The organism is Lysinibacillus sp. FSL R5-0849 (genome assembly GCF_038595075.1).
Taxonomy (GTDB): domain Bacteria; phylum Bacillota; class Bacilli; order Bacillales_A; family Planococcaceae; genus Lysinibacillus; species Lysinibacillus fusiformis.
Genome location: NZ_CP152004.1, coordinates 1782788 through 1800144, shown reverse-complemented (window position 1 = coordinate 1800144; position 17357 = coordinate 1782788). Strand labels below are relative to the sequence as shown.

At 39.1% G+C, this 17357-nt stretch carries 16 protein-coding genes; 1 reads left to right on the top strand and 15 read right to left on the bottom strand.

The features are described from left to right. Positions 1-381 precede the first annotated feature (381 nt). From MKY80_RS08540 to MKY80_RS08475, 14 genes are all read right to left on the bottom strand, one after another. The gene (locus MKY80_RS08540) at positions 382-714 is read right to left on the bottom strand and encodes a histidine kinase (protein WP_171365434.1); all 333 of its coding nucleotides are present in this window, start codon (positions 712-714) and stop codon (positions 382-384) included. 118 nt (positions 715-832) lie between these two features. Beyond that, on the bottom strand, positions 833-1219 hold the full coding sequence (locus tag MKY80_RS08535) for a hypothetical protein (RefSeq protein ID WP_089984950.1): 387 nt from the start codon (positions 1217-1219) through the stop codon (positions 833-835). Positions 1220-1316: 97 nt separating this feature from the next. Then, entirely contained in the window at positions 1317-2147 is an 831-nt protein-coding gene (locus tag MKY80_RS08530; protein WP_089984952.1) for an SH3 domain-containing C40 family peptidase, read from the bottom strand. Next, positions 2144-2929 carry a serine hydrolase gene (locus MKY80_RS08525; protein ID WP_107921840.1) on the bottom strand — a complete coding sequence of 262 codons (786 nt, stop codon included), beginning with the start codon at positions 2927-2929 and terminating at the stop codon, positions 2144-2146. Before MKY80_RS08525 ends, MKY80_RS08530 begins: the two co-directional genes overlap by 4 nt. Positions 2930-2936: 7 nt before the next feature. Beyond that, on the bottom strand, positions 2937-3869 hold the full coding sequence (locus MKY80_RS08520; RefSeq protein WP_008175664.1) for an LD-carboxypeptidase: 933 nt from the start codon (positions 3867-3869) through the stop codon (positions 2937-2939). Continuing rightward, a complete protein-coding gene (locus MKY80_RS08515; protein ID WP_342532553.1) occupies positions 3866-4819 on the bottom strand; it encodes an ATP-binding cassette domain-containing protein in 954 nt (317 codons plus the stop codon). The genes MKY80_RS08520 and MKY80_RS08515 overlap by 4 nt, the downstream gene beginning before the upstream one ends. Then, positions 4806-5879 carry an ABC transporter ATP-binding protein gene (locus MKY80_RS08510; RefSeq protein ID WP_008175660.1) on the bottom strand — a complete coding sequence of 358 codons (1074 nt, stop codon included), beginning with the start codon at positions 5877-5879 and terminating at the stop codon, positions 4806-4808. Before MKY80_RS08510 ends, MKY80_RS08515 begins: the two co-directional genes overlap by 14 nt. Then, positions 5872-6846 (bottom strand): ABC transporter permease, encoded by a 975-nt coding sequence (locus MKY80_RS08505; RefSeq protein ID WP_008175658.1) that lies wholly within the window; start codon positions 6844-6846, stop codon positions 5872-5874. Before MKY80_RS08505 ends, MKY80_RS08510 begins: the two co-directional genes overlap by 8 nt. After that, a complete protein-coding gene (locus MKY80_RS08500; RefSeq protein WP_036125095.1) occupies positions 6846-7790 on the bottom strand; it encodes an ABC transporter permease in 945 nt (314 codons plus the stop codon). Before MKY80_RS08500 ends, MKY80_RS08505 begins: the two co-directional genes overlap by 1 nt. An 83-nt stretch (positions 7791-7873) precedes the next feature. Beyond that, positions 7874-9697, bottom strand: coding sequence for a peptide ABC transporter substrate-binding protein (locus MKY80_RS08495; protein ID WP_090001839.1), 1824 nt, complete (start codon positions 9695-9697; stop codon positions 7874-7876). Positions 9698-9899: 202 nt separating this feature from the next. Further along, complete coding sequence (locus tag MKY80_RS08490) at positions 9900-10694, bottom strand: M55 family metallopeptidase (RefSeq protein WP_008175653.1); 795 nt, start codon at positions 10692-10694, stop codon at positions 9900-9902. Further along, on the bottom strand, positions 10691-11227 hold the full coding sequence (locus MKY80_RS08485; protein ID WP_342532550.1) for a M15 family metallopeptidase: 537 nt from the start codon (positions 11225-11227) through the stop codon (positions 10691-10693). The genes MKY80_RS08490 and MKY80_RS08485 overlap by 4 nt, the downstream gene beginning before the upstream one ends. A 481-nt stretch (positions 11228-11708) precedes the next feature. Continuing rightward, positions 11709-12767 carry a P1 family peptidase gene (locus MKY80_RS08480; RefSeq protein WP_090001835.1) on the bottom strand — a complete coding sequence of 353 codons (1059 nt, stop codon included), beginning with the start codon at positions 12765-12767 and terminating at the stop codon, positions 11709-11711. A 1-nt stretch (position 12768) separates the two neighbouring features. Next, positions 12769-13467: an aspartate/glutamate racemase family protein gene (locus MKY80_RS08475; RefSeq protein ID WP_008175646.1), complete on the bottom strand. Its 699-nt coding sequence runs from the start codon at positions 13465-13467 to the stop codon at positions 12769-12771. A gap of 185 nt (positions 13468-13652) precedes the next feature. Between MKY80_RS08475 and MKY80_RS08470 the strand changes: the two genes are divergently transcribed. After that, positions 13653-15047, top strand: a complete 1395-nt coding sequence (locus MKY80_RS08470; protein ID WP_008175645.1) for an alanine/glycine:cation symporter family protein — start codon at positions 13653-13655, stop codon at positions 15045-15047. A 44-nt stretch (positions 15048-15091) separates the two neighbouring features. On the opposite strand, the gene MKY80_RS08465 is transcribed toward MKY80_RS08470, so the two are convergent. Then, complete coding sequence (locus MKY80_RS08465) at positions 15092-17053, bottom strand: methyl-accepting chemotaxis protein (protein ID WP_008175644.1); 1962 nt, start codon at positions 17051-17053, stop codon at positions 15092-15094. Positions 17054-17357 lie beyond the last annotated feature (304 nt).

The window sequence follows — 17357 nt, the reverse complement described above, 5'->3', positions numbered from 1 at the left end:
TTGCTTTGAAATAAAGTTTGAGCAAAAATACCTCGAAAACCCTTATTTTCTGTTAAATTAAGAAGAATCCCTTTTGAAAAAAGTTTGATCAAAACGGATTCTTCCTCTGTGAAGTATTGTTTCATTTTTATAAAAAAGTTTGAGCATTTTCTGTGATCTAATCTTCAACAAATACCTATCCCTTTCCCTCTCTTAAAACGCAGGTATCGGTTTAGTAGCCTTTTGAAATTTTGAAAATGATGATTTATGAAATTGATTCAGTTAATTTTAAACATAATAAAAAAGCACTCTCTCAAGAATGCTTTATAAGTCGGAATATATTGTGGTATGCCTTTATATCTATCTCAAAATATTGCTGATACCGGTTGATATAAACTTTCTTTAATTAGCTTGATTTTTAGGATGATTTTTACGATGAAGCTCAGTAAGATCTTTTATATAATATAATGAATAGTCATCGTTAATATCCACTTCGAAAAAGTAATAATTTTTAGTTTCTATATCTTTAACTTCTATTTCAAACAAACCCATTCCTCTCAAGTAATCGATTTCTTCAGATTTTAAATTTTCTCTAGCAATGCCATAGTTAGTCTCAATATAGTTTTCCACATAGTTGTATACGATAGCGTTTCGAGATTTAGAATTAAAATAATTGTAATTAACAAACATAACTACTATACAAAATAATAAATTAAAGATAATTATTTTTTTCATTTCCCTCTCCTTCCGCCCTATCAAGTATCAAGACTATATTTATTAATAATTACAATTTTTCAAACTATAAAAATTCGATTTTAGTGTCTTTACCTACCAATTTAACAATAAAGAAAATTTATAATAATACAATTAAATTATTAATTGAAAAACTCACCATCGATATAATTGCAGAGTTAACGTTATAGTTTATATCACGTATAGTACTGTTAGGAGCTAACGTTTGAACTCTTAACATTGTACCTGTGGAAGCGTAGATATATCCAAGTCCAGGTGTCCAGTGATAATCATATGCATAATCTGCATTAGGTTCAAAAAGAGTAAAGTATTTATCAAATTTTACTGCAAGCGGTCTATTATTATCTATTTCAGTCTTATATGAGAAAAAATTATTAAAACTACTTGATGAAGCTGAATATCCTCTTGCAATCGCTTCATTTTCTAGACCTGAACGCACACCATTTACACTCATACCATAGAAAGTGCCTCCACGATTAGCATACATGCTCTTAATAATGCTCCTTTAGTAAATCAACACCACCCACTCCCCATTTGTCCTTTGAGTTTAGTATAGCTGCTTTATTGAAGTCAAAAAGAGAAGCCTATCGATTTGGCTTCTCCGGAAATAAAGAACCTACTTCTGTTAGGGTTGTGGCTAAATCATGGCGATAGAGTGCATGCTGTTTATCTAAGCTATTAATGGTCACTTCATTACCACCAAGTGAAGAATGGACATATAGATTATCGCCCATATATAAAGCGATATGGCCTGGGAAATAGAGCAAATCACCTTTTTGCCTATCCTCTTTTTCTATTTTCACAATAGGAAAGCCCTCTACCATTTTAGCATCCCGAAAAATAGTAACCCCATTTAACATATAGGCCATTGAACATAAACCGGAGCAATCAATGCCTAATGGTGATTTGCCACCCCAGCGATAAGGTGTAGCTAAATAGCTTAGCGCTGTTTGGACTACGTTTTCTCGAAAGGAATGCTCGGTTATTTGAGTTTGAGATGGCTTTTCCTGTAGCCATTTTGTGCGAACATAGCCTATTTTTCCCGACACTAATTGTATAGCAGACCACTCTTCCGGTACGTCCTCTTGCGTAACAACGCCTATACTAGAACCTTTCACAAGAGTCATCAGCTTTGTGCTTTGGATACGAGGCTGCTGTAAAACATCTGCAAAGCTTTGAATAATGATAGGCTGTGCTTCGCTGTGCCATTTAGCAGCCGTTTCTTCATCCAGTAGCAAATCAGCCTTCTGACAATATCCTTTATAACGATAAGCAGTTTGAACATATACCCAATCCTCATGACAGTCTGTCAGAATATCTACTGTCATGCCATAAAGTACCTCATCTATTAATTCAGAAGTTTCATCAGGCTTGGCATGCAAATTGGCAATCATGGCTGTTACGATAGACTTCATTGCTGTTCCTCCTTCTGCTCCATCATATGGTCATAAACAACCTTTGAAAGACGACCAATCAATTGGCGAGCCAGATCATTATCCGTTACATTTGTTATGAAAATACCAATCAGATAATCAAACGAGCTACCGTAGACAATTCCTACATCATGATCGACTGTGTCAAGCCCACCTGTTTTATGGGCCAGTTTTACATCATCCACGAGGTAACGCTTTAAGCCTTCATATACGCGCTGTCTACTTAAAATGTCGATGACCAGCTCATTGTAAGGTGATGCTAGTAAATCCTGTTGATATATTCGTGTAAAAAGATGGGCCATGTCCCGTGCAGACGTAAAGTTGTCAATCCCCATTGCAAGTCGCTCGACATCCATCATTTTTCGCTGTAGCAACGTTTCCTGTAAGCCTATTTGACGGAAATAATCATTTAAAAAATCCATTCCCACTACATCAATTAGGACGTTTGTTGCTGTATTGTCACTCGTTATAATCATCCATACTAGTAGCTCGTAAACTGTGCTTTGCGTCAGACGTTGCTCACTTATTACACTAAAATCTACCCAATCAGTAGGAGTGATTGTTAAGGCTGAATGAAGGGATATGTTGTGTTTCCCGGTATACGCTAAAACAGCTAGAAGAATCGGCACTTTTATAATACTAGCGCTAGAAAATGACTCCTCTAGTTGATGACTAAATAGGAATTGCTCGGTTTTTGGATCTTTAACAAAGAGATGTACCTTATAGGGAGTTTTTTGGATGAGATTTTGGATTTGATTCTCCATTAGACACCTACCTAACAACACGAATTCGGTGATTATCTGCATCCATTGTAATGGTTCTTCCTAAAGGCAGTGACATCGTTGGTAAACAATGTCCACACGTGATCCCTGAAATAATAGGTTTGTTAAAAGGCACTAGAATTTCCTCGAAGATCGTTTGTAGCGATAAACTTTGCTCGGGCTTTTGTGGATTTTCAGGTCCACAATTTGTCCATGCTCCCAATAAGATACCTGCTACGTCATCTAATTTCCCCGCCAGTTTTAATTGCGTTAACATCCGGTCAACTCGTTGCTCACTTTCATCAATATCTTCTAAAAATAGGATTTTTCCTTTTGTATCAATTTCATAGGGTGTACCAAGTGATGCAGTCACTAATGTTAAATTGCCCCCAATAAGTGTACCTGTAGCACTACCAGCTACGAGCTTGGACATTGGTTGGTCTACAGGATTTTCTAAGTCATACTCCTCTACCCCTACCGCCATTATTTGCTGGCAGAAGGATTGCCATGTGTAATCGTCCATCTCCTGCCTAATAAATTCAGTCGATGGCATTGGTGTATGGTACGTAACAAAGCCACTAAGCTGGTTGAAGGCTATATGTAGAGCAGTCACATCACTATAGCCTACAAAGACTTTAGGATTCGCCTTAATTACCTCAAAATCTAAAAGCGGTAAAATTTTCGTAGCCCCATAGCCACCGCGAACACAAAAAATACCGTCAATCGTTGGATCTTGAAACATTCGATGAACATCCGCTGCCCGCTGATCATCAGTGCCTGCTAAATAACCATGTCGCGCGTGACACGTCTCTCCTACAACCACCTTCAACCCAAGCTTTTCAATACTAGCTATAGCTGGCTGTAATCTATCGGGTGGAGTAGCTCCTGAAGCACTTATTAGACCAATTGTGTCACCTTTTTTCAATGCCTTTGGACAAATCATTCATTTACCTCCCGTTTCAATGAAGTACGATAAACCGTTAGCTCTTCTTCATTAGCTAAAATAAAATGGCCATCCTCAATTTCCACAAATGACGGAGGACTGTCCGCATAACGATGTTGTGCTGGATCATATATCTCAACAACTTTCTCTCGCTCCTTATAAGGATTTGGCTCCGGTACAGCTGATAACAAAGCTCTCGTATACGGATGAAGCGGACGGGTGAAAAGCTGTTCTGTTTCAGCTAGCTCGACAATTTTTCCTTGATAAATGACGGCCGTCCGATCCGTGATAAAACGGACAACGGATAGATCATGGGCAATTAATAAAAAGGTTAAATGATTTTTTCGTTGAAGATTAGCTAATAAATTCAACACCTGTGCCCGAATGGATACATCTAAGGCGGATATTGGCTCATCAGCAATAATAAATTCTGGCTCCATCACTAAAGCACGAGCAATGCCAATACGCTGGCGTTGACCACCTGAAAACTCATGAGGAAATCGATTCGAAAATTCCGGAAGTAGACCAACATTTACTAATGCCTTGCGTACCTTTTCTTGCCGTTCCGCTTCATCTTTATATTTTTTGGAAGGGTATAATCCTTCCGCCACTATATAATCAACCTTGGCACGTTCATTGAGCGACGCCATCGGGTCCTGAAAAATCATTTGGATTTTCTGTGTAATTTCCCTATCCCAATCTTTTGGAATTTTCCCATGAATAGTTTTGCCATGATACAAAATTTGTCCTTCGGTGACCTCGTTGATGCGCATAATAGAACGACCAATCGTTGTTTTCCCTGATCCCGATTCACCTACTAAGCCAAATGTTTCGCCTTTAAAAATATGAAAACTGACATCATCAATGGCCGTAAATTTATGCTTCCCCTTACCAAAATCAACGGTTAAATTTTTCACTTCCAGTACTATTTCTTTTTCACTCACTAGCATACTGCCTCCCCTCTGCAAAAAAAGCTTGTAAGGCAGCAGGAGGTTCTACCTTTGGAGCAAGCGGATCTAATAACCATGTTCGTGCATAATGCGTGTCACTAACCTGAAAAAAAGGTGGGCGCTCGATAAAATCGATTTTCAGTGCATATTGATTGCGCGGCGCAAAGGCATCCCCCTTTATTTCCTGAAAAAGATTGGGTGGCGACCCTTTGATCGAATACAACGCTTCTCCCTTAGAGCCGAGCTGCGGCAGGGAGGAAATAAGGGCCCATGTATATGGATGCTTACTATTAAAGAAAATTTCATGAGTTTTCCCAACCTCAATTACATCACCCGCGTACATGACCGCAATACGGTCAGCCACCTTGGCGACCACACCTAAATCATGCGTAATATAGACGATCGTTAAGCCATACTTAAGTTGAAGATTTTTTAATAGCTGTAAAATTTGTGCCTGTATCGTTACATCTAGAGCGGTTGTTGGTTCATCACATATTAAAATATTTGGCTTACAGGCAATCGCAATCGCAATGACAATACGTTGGCGCATACCTCCTGAAAATTCATGAGGATATTGCTTATAGCGTTTTTTCACATCATGTATTCCAACATCTGTAAGTAGTTTTAATGTTTCTTCATAAGCCTCCTTCCCCTTTAAGTCCTGATGCAACACCACACATTCCTCAATTTGCTTACCAATCGTTTTAAGTGGATTTAAAGATGTCATCGGGTCCTGCGTCACCATGGCTATTTCCTTCCCTCGTATATGGAGCCATTCTTGCTCTGTCGTAAATTGTCCTAGATCCTGTGCTTGGTAAATGATTCTGCCCTGCTTAATGCTGCCATTTTTGTCGAGCAAGCCCATAATAGACTTCATTAGCACAGATTTGCCCGAACCAGATTCTCCAACAATCGCTAGACTTTCCCCTTTATATAAATCAAGAGAAATATCTCGAATTGCAGTTAAAACACGACCACGTAATGTGAATTGAATAATTAGATTTTGGATAACTAATAGGCGTGATTTTTTAGATGTCACTGATTTCATCTCCTTATACATGGTTTTTTGGATCTGCTGCATCTGCAAAGGAATTACCAATTATATAAAATGCAATAGTAATGACACTTAACACAATACTCGGGAAAATCAGCTGATATCGTAAGTCTGGCGACATCATGAGCACACGCCCTTCATTGATTAAATTACCTAAGGACGGTTCACTAATTGGTAGCCCTAAGCCAATATACGTTAAAAATACTTCTGCCCCTATAGCAAAGGGAATAGCTAGACTCATACGTAACATAATGACAGAAATTAAATAGGGTAATAGATTTTTTACAATAATACGGTAATCAGGTGTCCCTAAACATTTAGAGGCTAGGTTGTATTCACGGTCCCGCAAAATAACAATTTGATTGCGAATAAACCTAGCCATTTCCACCCACCCCGTTATACACATGGCGATAATAATCGTTGATATACTTGGTCGCAAAATATAAGACATTAAAATGAGTACAATGGTTGTTGGAATATTATCAACAACGTTATACAGCTGTGTAATAGGTACCTCTAGCTTTCGCGAAAAGCCCCATAGTGTACCAACTGTAATCCCAACCACAGCTTCTACTAAGGCGACTACACAGCCAATAAATAAGGATGTCCTTGTCCCCGCCCAAATTCGTGACCATAAATCCTGCCCAATTGAGTTTGTACCAAACCAAAATTCAGCATTGGGGGTAATATTACGTGCCTGCATCCCTGTTTGCTCATCTAGGTAAATTTCCGTTGGTGATTTTTGTGCTGGTAAATACGGCTGAAGGATCGTAAAGCCAACAATAATAAGCACGCCTACTAATAAAAAAACAGCTAGTCTATTTTTCAAAAAGGATTGCCATGTGGAACGCCAATATGAGTAATTAGAATGGCCTGTTTCTTCTGCTTGTCGCGCATCGACTTCCGCAAATTCAAACAATGTTTCCCGTGATTTATTAGAAATATTATGAATTTCATTCGAATACATGCCCATTAACGTACTCCCCCTCCTTTGCCGAGTTTAATCCGAGGATCAACAAGTGCCATGGCAATATCCCCTAAAATAAGTCCGATAATACCAAGGGAGGAGAACACCAGCACTAAGCCTTGAACAATCGTATTATCCTGTCGTTGAATCGCATCAACGAGTAAGCCCCCCATCCCTGGAATGGAATACAAAGATTCGATATAAATGGAGCCTGTAATGGTGAACAAAATGGTTGCAGGTAAATATTGCGCCATTGGGATAAAGGCATTTCGCAAAACGTGCTTGAACATTAATGTTCGTTCCTTTACTCCTTTAGCCCTCGCTAGTTTAATATAGTCCTTGTTCAATTCGTCCACCATATAACGCCTCATCCACATCGCGTAGGAGGCTGTAGGAGCCAACGCCATAGAAGTTAGTGGGAGAATCCATGTAATCGGTCTATACTCATCAAAGAGCATCGGTAATTGAAAGAGATCAGTAATATACATTTGTATCACTAAATAATAAACGGCTGCAGGTACAGCAACGACAAAAACAATATAGCCTGTCCCAAGTCGATCGAGCCAACGCCCCTTACGATAGGCCATCATAATACCTAGCGGCACACCAATTAGGAGTGACAGGACAACGGCCCCTAATCCAAAGAGTAGTGAATACATAATTTTGTCCGCAATAATCGTTGTAACAGGTACATCTGTACGATAGGTCACCGATTTCCCGAGATCCCCTTGTAATAATTTCGTGTAAAAGTTTCCTAGCTGAATAAGCAATGGATCACGTAATCCTAAATTCGTTAAATAAATTTCTTGCTGAGCAGGTGACATTTTATCGGCTGCCGCACCTAAATATCCTTCCTCCGGCATTAATCGTAATAATGAAAAAACAATTGTTATAATAATAAAAAGGGTTAACACAGATTGTAAGAGTCGTTTTCCTATATATTGCAACATCGCGCCATCCTCCCATGTCAAAAAGACTAAAGGAGATGCCGACTGTTCCTTTCGGTATCTCCTTTTTTATCTACGATCCCCTACTACTTTTTAGCATTCGCTAAAGCGTCAGCACGCTCTTGTTCCCACTGAGCAAGCGCTTTCTTAAATTCATCATTACTCATTGGCTTTTCCAATACTTGCTGACCTTTAAATTTCTCGGCAGTTACACCAAATGGTGAATACTGTGCCTCGAAAGGATTTAATTTGGATGCAACATAGCCACTACCTCCAACGGAATATGGAATCACTAAGGCTTCTTCAATTAAAAAGGCCTCTGCCTTCGCAAACAGCTCATACCGTTTTGCCACATCAATCGTTACCTTTGCTTCATCCACAAGGTTTTGATACGTCGTTTTTCCATTGGCTTCTGTGTAACCCTCAGCTAATTCAGGTTTATTATAAGTACCGTCCACTGTAAATGGATCTGTATACGTGGATGGATCTGCATAATCTGGCCCCCAGTTAGCTTCTAAAAGTGCAAATTTCCCAGGACGACGCACCTCAGATAAAAAGCCTGTCGCTGGACCTGCCTCTACAATAATGTCGACATAATCTGTCCCCAGTAATTTTTCAATTTGCTGCTCCACTACTTGGGAACGATTTGCCCAGTCTGGACTACCCGCATTATATGGCAATAACACTTTTACAGGGAATGTAGCTTTACCCGCTAATGCCACTTTTGCTTTTTCTTTGAATTCAAGTGCTAGTTCTTTATTAAAGGAATCCTCATTGGAAATAGTTGCAAATGGCGTTAATTGTGTGTAATCTACCCCTGCAACATCTACAAAGTTTTTGGGGGTAATCGTGTTGCTCAGCAAATCGGCTGGATTATAAGGCTCCACCGTTAACATGGCGGAAACACGGTCCAGTGCATGGAATATTGATTTTCGGAAATCTTTGTTGTTGACGGCGATCTTCCAGTTATCTGGTTCATATTCTGCGTCAAATTGTGGGTTAAAGTTGAGAGCGTAGAAGTAGGTATAGAAGTTATTTTGTGTTTGACGAACTTGAGATTTTTTCTTATCATCCTTAAACCATTCATCAATAATGGAAGTAGGAATACTAGCGGAATCAATTTCTCCACGTAAAAACAGTTCGGGTGCTACCGTTGCAGCTTCTTTATTATATTTATAGCGGATACGATCAATCAGTACTTTGTCTTGATCCCAATACGTATTGTTTTTTACAAGAACACGCTCATTTTGCGGCTCAAATTTATCTAAAATATAAGCGCCATTATAAAGGAAATTTTCACGTGTTGTTCCAAAGTCCGCCCCTTTTTCTGCAATGAACTTACCATTCACTGGGAAGAAACAAACGTAGTTTAACATAGAAAGAAAATAAGGTGTCGAAGCTTCTAAAGTATATTCTACTGTATGTTCATCCAACGCCTTTATGCCTACCTGCTTGAAATCTGTCATTTCACCGTTATAGAATGCCTCTCCATTTTTGACAACTGTCGCAATCCAGGCTGTCGAGGATTCATTTTTGGCATCAAGGACATACTGCAAGCCGTCCACAAAATCCTGTGCAACTACATCCGCATATTCCCTCCCTTCATGTGTCACCCATTTGGCATCATCACGTAACTTGAAGGTCCATACGGTTGCATCTTCATTTGCCGACCATTCTTTCGCTAATCCCGGCTGGACTACCCCGTATTTATCATACTCAATAAGACCATCTACCATATTCGCCGCCACCGCAAACTCATTCGTTTCAGACGTTTTTAAGTAATTTAATGTTTTAATTTCCCCTGAATATACCACACGATATTCTGATGCTTTTTCACCCGATTTTTCATCATTGCAGGCTACACAAAACAATACGACCAAACATACGAAAAGCCACCAATATTTTCTCACATGCATCCCCCTAGTCATCTTTTTATAATGAAAATCCTATTGGAAGGACCGATGTCATGACCTTCAATAGGATTTTTCAAACATAAGCTAGGTCCCTCTATATGGACCCTCTCTCTATATACGAATCCAAAATTACTTATTCCACATGACAACAGCGTGTCCTATTGGCACACACACTCTAAGCAAAAGCTCATCCACACAGTCAAGTTAAAAATTGTAAAATACGTAATACTTCATAAAAATCGTCTGTGACGAATTCTACTGTATTATGTGGTTTAAATGTGGCATTTGGATAAAAGGAATTACGATAGGCACGTGTATGATCTCGATAGATGATTTCTACCATAAAGCGTTCTGGTAATGGTACCTGAATATGTTGACGTGGCACCTTCATCGAGGAAGCTACCAGTCGCTTGGTTTCCATAATCGTTAGCTTCGGGCTGACACTAATAGTTGCATTCCCTATTCCTTCTTTGGTCGCGAAGGTCACAATGTTTTCATTAACGGCATGAATTTCTTCAGTCAAGCCAACATCACCACTGACAAATGAAACAGGAACACCATGTAATGCTGCTGCATACGTATTAATTAAAAATTCACTCGCATACTCACCATTTATTTTGACATCCGCATACGTGCAAAGCGTATGGGATAGCGGATTACGCTCGCTTCCCCCTTTACTGTGATAGCCAATAAAAATCGCACGATCAAAGCTTTGATCGAGACCTGCTACCATGCACATCGGATCGTAGGTCCAGCCACGGATTACCTTACAGTTGATAGGTAAATTCGAAATATCGAGATTGCGTGCTGAATCGTGCGCATCCTTCAATAGTATTTCTGTTGCTCCACCCGCTATCGCCCCTTCAATGGCCGCTTCTACTTCTCGAGTCATTTGTTTTTGAAAAAATTGATAGTCAGGTGCATTTAACTCTGTCTCACTCCACGTAGTTGTACCCGTAATGCCTTCTATATCGGCGCTAATATAAACTTTCATTGATATCGAATCTCCTTTATTTCATGATCACGTATCGTTACCTGAATGGCTCCATAACAGGCTATTTTAGCTTGCACTCGTCTCGCCCACGCCATATTATGGAAATCGTAATGCCACCATTCCTCTCCATAATTACTAAAGCCTACTTGTGTCATACAGTTGTATAATAAACGTCGATGTTGACAAGCCTCTGGATTCTCGTTTAGGTTATGTTCAAAATAACGTGTAGCTGATTTTTCATTCATTTCATCAAAGGCTGAACCGAGATCCAAAGCATTCCCTTGTCTATCAGCAAGTGTTAGATCAATAGCTCCACCTGTTAAATGGGGTGCCAAATGAGCAGCATCTGCCCTTGGCATTGCGACATACTTTTTGGTCGCCTGCCGTAATTCTAGTTCTGTGGCGTGAGGCATAATGCGCGCCAATTGCAGTGAAAAATAGTTAAATAAATACTGTTGAACTTGGAATGGGCGATAGCCGTCATAGAGGAGCAGGCTATACTCCTTCGGTAATAGTGTCAAAGCATGCTGCAAGCGTTCAACTACACCAGCACGTACATAAATGGCTCGTAAACTATTAGGAATCTTTTGCTGATAGTAGATAGGTTCTATAAAAATTCTTTTATATGCAGCAGTAATCTGTATTAGAGGCTCTTGGCTTTCGCTAACAGATGGGCTCTCAGGAGAGTTTCCATTCGAAGCCGTTCCAATCGGTTGAAAGAGGTTTACAATACTAGAACACCTCCGTTTAATTATTAGATAATTCAGTTTTTTAAAATGAATAGTATCATATCTCTCTATTATTGACTAGATAAAAATACAATTATTACAAATTAATGGCTATTTTCTTATAATGATTCATAATCCAGCAAAAAATCGTCGAAAAATCTCCTTTATCCTCTAGTTAAGAATTTATTCATCTCATGACCCACACATGCTAAAAAAATGTGGAATCTTATGTACTTACGCAAAAAAAGGTTATCGAAACATTATCTATGTCTCAATAACCTTTTCGCTATGCCTTTTGAAATGAGTAGGCTTCTACTTGATGTCCGTTGCGACCAATTGTTGTTTGTGCCTGAGCTAGTGAATTGAGAATGGCTTCCTCAGTTGCCTCTGCCGCAGCTACAAATAACTGATTCATAACGGGATGATCCTCACGGAGCTGTATTCTTGTTTCTACAAGCTGTTCAGACATATGCGGGATGTTATGTGCAGTTGTAAAGCCTATCACAATGTCTCCACTGCCATGTGAGTAATGACTACCTGTCCGACCTAAACCTATCCCACAGCGTTTAATGACTCTCTTCAATTGACGACTGCTAAGTGGAGCATCTGTAGCAAGGACTATCATAATCGACCCATCTGTAGGAGCTAGAGTCGAGACACATTGGTTTGCGGGAGCAACATAACGTTCCGCTAAAAATTCCGAATTATGACCAAAATTACTAAGTACCATGCAGCCCACCGTATAGCTAATTTCATTTTTATCGACTTTGACAATACGAGAAGAGGAACCAATTCCCCCTTTATAGCCAAAGCACATCATCCCTTTTCCAGCACCAATGGCTCCTTCCTGTGCTGTATTCGGAGAGGCATTATGAATGGCTTCTACCGCATGCTCAGCTGTTACTGAACATACTCGGATGGAATTTAAATAACTATCATTGCATTCGCCCACAACTAGATTGATGGTGCCAGTCGTATGCCCAATGTCCTGATTCATGTCGAGCATATATCGCAATGTTCCCTGCGTAACTGCTGGTACCCCAAATGTATTCGTGAGCATTATCGGTGATTCGATCACACCTAGCTCATTCACCTGTACGAGTCCGGTTGTTTTGCCGAAGCCATTTAACACATAGCTAGCCGCTGTAACTTTATGCTGAAATAAATTCTCCCCATGCGGTAAAATAGCTGTGACTCCTGTACAGGCGTAACCACCTTCATGATCTAATGACTCATCCAATGTGACATGTCCTACTCGTACCCCTGCAACATCGGTAATACAATTTTTCTGCCCAACCGGTAATGTACCCACTTCAATGCCGAATTGTCTTACCTTTCCCTGCATATTACGTTTCCTCCTGAATCGCCATTGACACAGCTGCCTGTGCATGAATTGCCGTTGTATCAAATACTGGAACATCGATATCCTGCTGTTGTATAAGTAAGCCAATTTCGGTACAGCCAAGAATTACTCCTTGCGCTCCTGCCTGCACAAGGTCATTAATCACTTGGATATAATAGGACTTTGAATTTGGTACAATGCTCCCCAAACATAATTCCTCATAAATGATCCGGTTTACTTCCATACGTGAGTGGTAATCTGGCACAATAACCTCTATTCCATACCCCTCTACCCTCGACTTATAAAATTCCTGTTCCATTGTGTACATAGTTCCAAGGAGCGCTATTTTTTGTAGTCCAGCCTCTTTTATTTGGTTAGCTGTGGCATCTGCAATATGTAAAATAGGGATGGTGATGGCCTCCTCAATAACCGCTACGACCTTATGCATCGTATTTGTACAAATAACGATAAAATCTGCACCTGCCTGTTCAAGTGACTGTGCGGCTTGAGCTAGCACGAAGCCAGCTTTGTCCCATTGTCCCCTCGCTTGAAAATGCTCAATTTGCTGGAAATCAACACTATACAAAATACATGTTGCAGAATGAAGGCCCCCAAGCTTTTGTTTGATCTGTTCATTTAGAAGCTTATAATATTCGGCTGAGGATTCCCAGCTCATCCCACCAATCAATCCGATTGTTTTCATCTTCCAATCTCCCTCCTTTATTCTATTATTATACGCGTTTGCAAAATAAAAATAAGAGAATTTTCGGAATTTACCACTCTTATAGGAAAACTCAAAACTTTATTATAATTTATTATATTAGAAAGGTTGATTTTTCATAAAAAAACAGTGTAGACTAAAGCGTACTGTGAAAGGAGGAATAACTTATGGAATGGATTTCAAATATTGTTGATAGTGGAAATAATATTTTATGGACATATATCCTGATTATCTTATTATTAGCTGCTGGACTATATTTTTCATTTGGTACAAAATTTGTACAAATTCGTCTTTTTCCTGAAATGTTTCGTCTGATTGTCGAAAAAAGGGAGGGAGACTCAGGGGTTTCGCCATTCCAAGCCTTTACGATTAGTGCCGCTTCACGTGTAGGCACTGGGAACATTACAGGTGTTGCCTTAGCCATTGGTGTCGGTGGACCAGGTGCAGTATTTTGGATGTGGATTATTGCTATATTAGGAATGGCAACAGCCTTCATTGAAAGTACTTTAGCACAGGTCTATAAAGTAAAGGATGGCGATACGTTCCGAGGTGGACCTGCCTATTACATGGAAAAAGCGTTAGGTCAAAGAAAACTAGGTATCATTTTTAGTATTCTATTAACACTAAGTTTTGGATTTATATTTAATGCAGTGCAGTCTAACACAATTGCTACTTCGGTTGGGGAAGCATTTGATATAAGTCCAAAGCTCATTGGAGGCTTACTTGTAGCACTAACAGCATTAATTATTTTTGGTGGTGTACAAAGAATTGTCAAGGTAACGCAAGTCCTTGTACCGGTTATGGCCATCTTCTATTTACTTGTAGCCCTTTTTGTTGTGGTGACAAATTTATCAGAAATACCAAATGTTTTTAAATTAATTTTCACACATGCATTTGGTCTACAAGAAGCTGCTGGTGGAGCAATTGGAGTCGCTATTATGCAAGGGGTACGTCGTGGTTTATTTTCAAATGAAGCTGGGATGGGTAGTGTGCCAAATGCTGCGGCGACTGCTAATACCTCACATCCTGCTAAGCAAGGGCTTGTACAAAGCTTAGGTGTCTTTTTCGATACGATTATGATTTGTACAGCAACAGCCTTTATCATTATTTTAGCTGGTTTATATGATAAAGGTGAAAGTAATGGTATTATTTTGACGCAAAATTCCCTAGCTGTACATGTTGGGGATTGGGCTCCTTATTTTATTGCCATTTCCATTATCTTCTTTGCTTTCAGTTCGATCATCGGTAACTATTACTATGGTGAATCTAATATCGAATTTATAAATGCCCATAAGGGTTGGATGATTATGTATCGCATACTAGTACTAGTCATGGTTATGTTCGGCTCTGTAGCACAAGTTCAACTTGTATGGAATTTAGCAGATTTATTTATGGGGCTTATGGCTTTCATCAATATTGCTATCATCATGATTCTTGGTAAAATTGCCTTCCTTGTATTAGATGATTTTACAGGACAACGCAAAGCAGGTAAAAATCCTGTCTTTTATGCCAAATCAATTCCGACATTAAAAAATACTGATTGTTGGGAAGAAGATCGATAAAATAGGAACGCCCCTCCATTGTAATGAATGGAGGGGCGTTTTTTTTAATATTTGAACTGACTAATTAGTTGTTTTAATTCATCTGCCATATGTGCAAGTGCTTGTGCCGAGGCATTGATTTCTTCCATTGATGCTAACTGTTCCTCTGTTGAGGCTGCAACATCTTCAGAAGCGGCAGCATTGCCTTTGGCTGAGAAGGCTAAATCCTCCGTCACCGCTGCTACCTCTTGCACACCAGCAGACATTTGCTCGGAGGCAGAAGAAACCTCTTCCATTTTTGGCGTAATTTCATTCATACTTGTCCTAATTACTTGGAATTTAGTAATGGCTTCATCAGAAATATGTAAACCACTTTGAACATCCTCCGTTACCTTAGCCATAATACTTACAGATTGCTCTGTTTCTTGTTGAATCCCACGTATTAGATCAAATATTTGTTTAGCCGATTCCTGTGATTGCTCGGCTAGCTTACGGACTTCGTCTGCGACAACCGCAAAGCCTTTTCCATGCTCCCCTGCTCTTGCTGCTTCAATAGCGGCATTTAAAGCCAGTAAATTAGTTTGATCCGCAATGCTTGTAATAACATCTAAAATGGATGTAATTTGCTGTGAACGCTCATGTAAGGTTTGAATTTTAGCATTGGAATCAGCAACAGATAAATGAATAGACTGCATTTGATCCTTTGTATTTTGGACAGCTTGTCCGCCCTCATCTGCTTGTAATGTCGCATGCTGTGAAAGGTCCGTCACAGCGGAAGAAATTTCAGCAATATGAAGAATGGCTGTTGAAAGCTCATGTAATGATTCTGCATTTTTATTGGCACTCATAGTCTGACCATCTGCACTTGACGCAACATCTTGAATAGAAATAGCGACTTTTTCGGTTGCTATACTTGTTTGATTCGCATTAGCTGTTAGCTCTTCAGCAGACGATGCCACTTCCTCTGCATTTTGTTCAATTTTTTGAATAAGCGTCCGCAAACTTTCCTGCATATCGTTAAAGGCTTGTCCTAATTGTCCAATTTCATCCTTCGAAGTTATTGTAACAGTCTCTGTCAGATCACCTTTACTGATCGTAACGGCACTATCTTTTAATGCTTTAATTGGTTTAATGACAGCCTTCATCACGAAGTAGAAGATTATAGAACTAATCACGACAGCTGCAAGCAGAACTATGATGGTATGAGTTAAAATCGATGAAGCCGATTCATCAATTTCCTTAGAAAAGATCGTACCTGTAATTTTCCAATTGGTTACCTCATTCGTCGTATAGAACAAAATACGATCATCGCCGTTAAAGACGTATTCATAGGTGCCAGAGGGACTTTCGTACATTTTATCTAGGAAACTTTCTTTTAGCTTGCCACCCGCTTCTAATGTAGGATGTGAAATGACCAGATTGTCTTCCCCAAAAATAGAGGGATACCCATTTTTCCCAATTCGAATGGAATCTGCAATTTTTTGAAGGTTTGTTAACTTAATATCAATAGCAACAACCCCTGACCGGTCCTTGATCTGTTTAGCAACCGTTACAACCATATCACCAGTTCCCGCATCTTTATAAGGGTTAGTAATTAACGTTTCACCTTTTAAAGCAGTCGCTTGTTTATACCAATCTCGATCTAATGGATTATAGTCCGCATCATTCAATTTTGGTACCTGAGAAAACGAACCATCATTTGTTCCAACATAAATACTTAAAACGTCTGGATTAAGCTGTCCATATTGCTTAAACTTCGATTCGATAGAAGCTTGTGATTGCTTAACTTGTTGTGCATCTATTTCACTACTAAACACTTGAATGTCATTCATCTTATCAGTAATAGTTTGATCGATAAGCTTATTTAAAATGCCCACACTTTCATTGGCACTAAATAAGATTTCTTCTTCTATCGAATCTTTAGCTGATAAATAAGATAAACTACCTACAGATATAACAGGGATTAGTAATACTAGTGCAAATAGCGTATAAAGCTTGCCCTTAAAACTGCTAAATATTTTCTTCATATATTATTCTCCTTTTGTTTCTTGAAGTGAAAAATATCACTTGTCAGCCTGATATTTGCTACAACCATTCCCACTCTGTATCTGTTTTACATCTCTCCCATAGCTTTTATCGGATGAAATATTATTTTTCAAACATATTTATGATTTTTCTATTATTCAGTCTTTACAGATAACTATAAATCCCTGTAATTGTCAGGAAGAACAAACTATTAGCCCATCACTTCCTAATCATGACTATATGAAAAATGGCAACTATTGATCCCGATTCTAAAGGAATTTGAACTTGCTGAAATGATTGGAAAGT

What these genes read in the sequence shown, in the direction of transcription:
- MKY80_RS08490 (WP_008175653.1), bottom strand. Translation starts at nt 10,694, where the DNA reads ATGAAAGTTTATATTAGCGCCGATATAGAAGGCATTACGGGTACAACT.
- MKY80_RS08525 (WP_107921840.1), bottom strand. Translation starts at nt 2,929, where the DNA reads ATGGAGAATCAAATCCAAAATCTCATCCAAAAAACTCCCTATAAGGTA.
- MKY80_RS08520 (WP_008175664.1), bottom strand. Translation starts at nt 3,869, where the DNA reads ATGATTTGTCCAAAGGCATTGAAAAAAGGTGACACAATTGGTCTAATA.
- MKY80_RS08465 (WP_008175644.1), bottom strand. Translation starts at nt 17,053, where the DNA reads ATGAAGAAAATATTTAGCAGTTTTAAGGGCAAGCTTTATACGCTATTT.
- MKY80_RS08530 (WP_089984952.1), bottom strand. Translation starts at nt 2,147, where the DNA reads ATGAAGTCTATCGTAACAGCCATGATTGCCAATTTGCATGCCAAGCCT.
- MKY80_RS08515 (WP_342532553.1), bottom strand. Translation starts at nt 4,819, where the DNA reads ATGCTAGTGAGTGAAAAAGAAATAGTACTGGAAGTGAAAAATTTAACC.
- MKY80_RS08535 (WP_089984950.1), bottom strand. Translation starts at nt 1,219, where the DNA reads ATGTATGCTAATCGTGGAGGCACTTTCTATGGTATGAGTGTAAATGGT.
- MKY80_RS08540 (WP_171365434.1), bottom strand. Translation starts at nt 714, where the DNA reads ATGAAAAAAATAATTATCTTTAATTTATTATTTTGTATAGTAGTTATG.
- MKY80_RS08470 (WP_008175645.1), top strand. Translation starts at nt 13,653, where the DNA reads ATGGAATGGATTTCAAATATTGTTGATAGTGGAAATAATATTTTATGG.
- MKY80_RS08510 (WP_008175660.1), bottom strand. Translation starts at nt 5,879, where the DNA reads ATGTATAAGGAGATGAAATCAGTGACATCTAAAAAATCACGCCTATTA.
- MKY80_RS08505 (WP_008175658.1), bottom strand. Translation starts at nt 6,846, where the DNA reads ATGGGCATGTATTCGAATGAAATTCATAATATTTCTAATAAATCACGG.
- MKY80_RS08480 (WP_090001835.1), bottom strand. Translation starts at nt 12,767, where the DNA reads ATGCAGGGAAAGGTAAGACAATTCGGCATTGAAGTGGGTACATTACCG.
- MKY80_RS08475 (WP_008175646.1), bottom strand. Translation starts at nt 13,467, where the DNA reads ATGAAAACAATCGGATTGATTGGTGGGATGAGCTGGGAATCCTCAGCC.
- MKY80_RS08500 (WP_036125095.1), bottom strand. Translation starts at nt 7,790, where the DNA reads ATGTTGCAATATATAGGAAAACGACTCTTACAATCTGTGTTAACCCTT.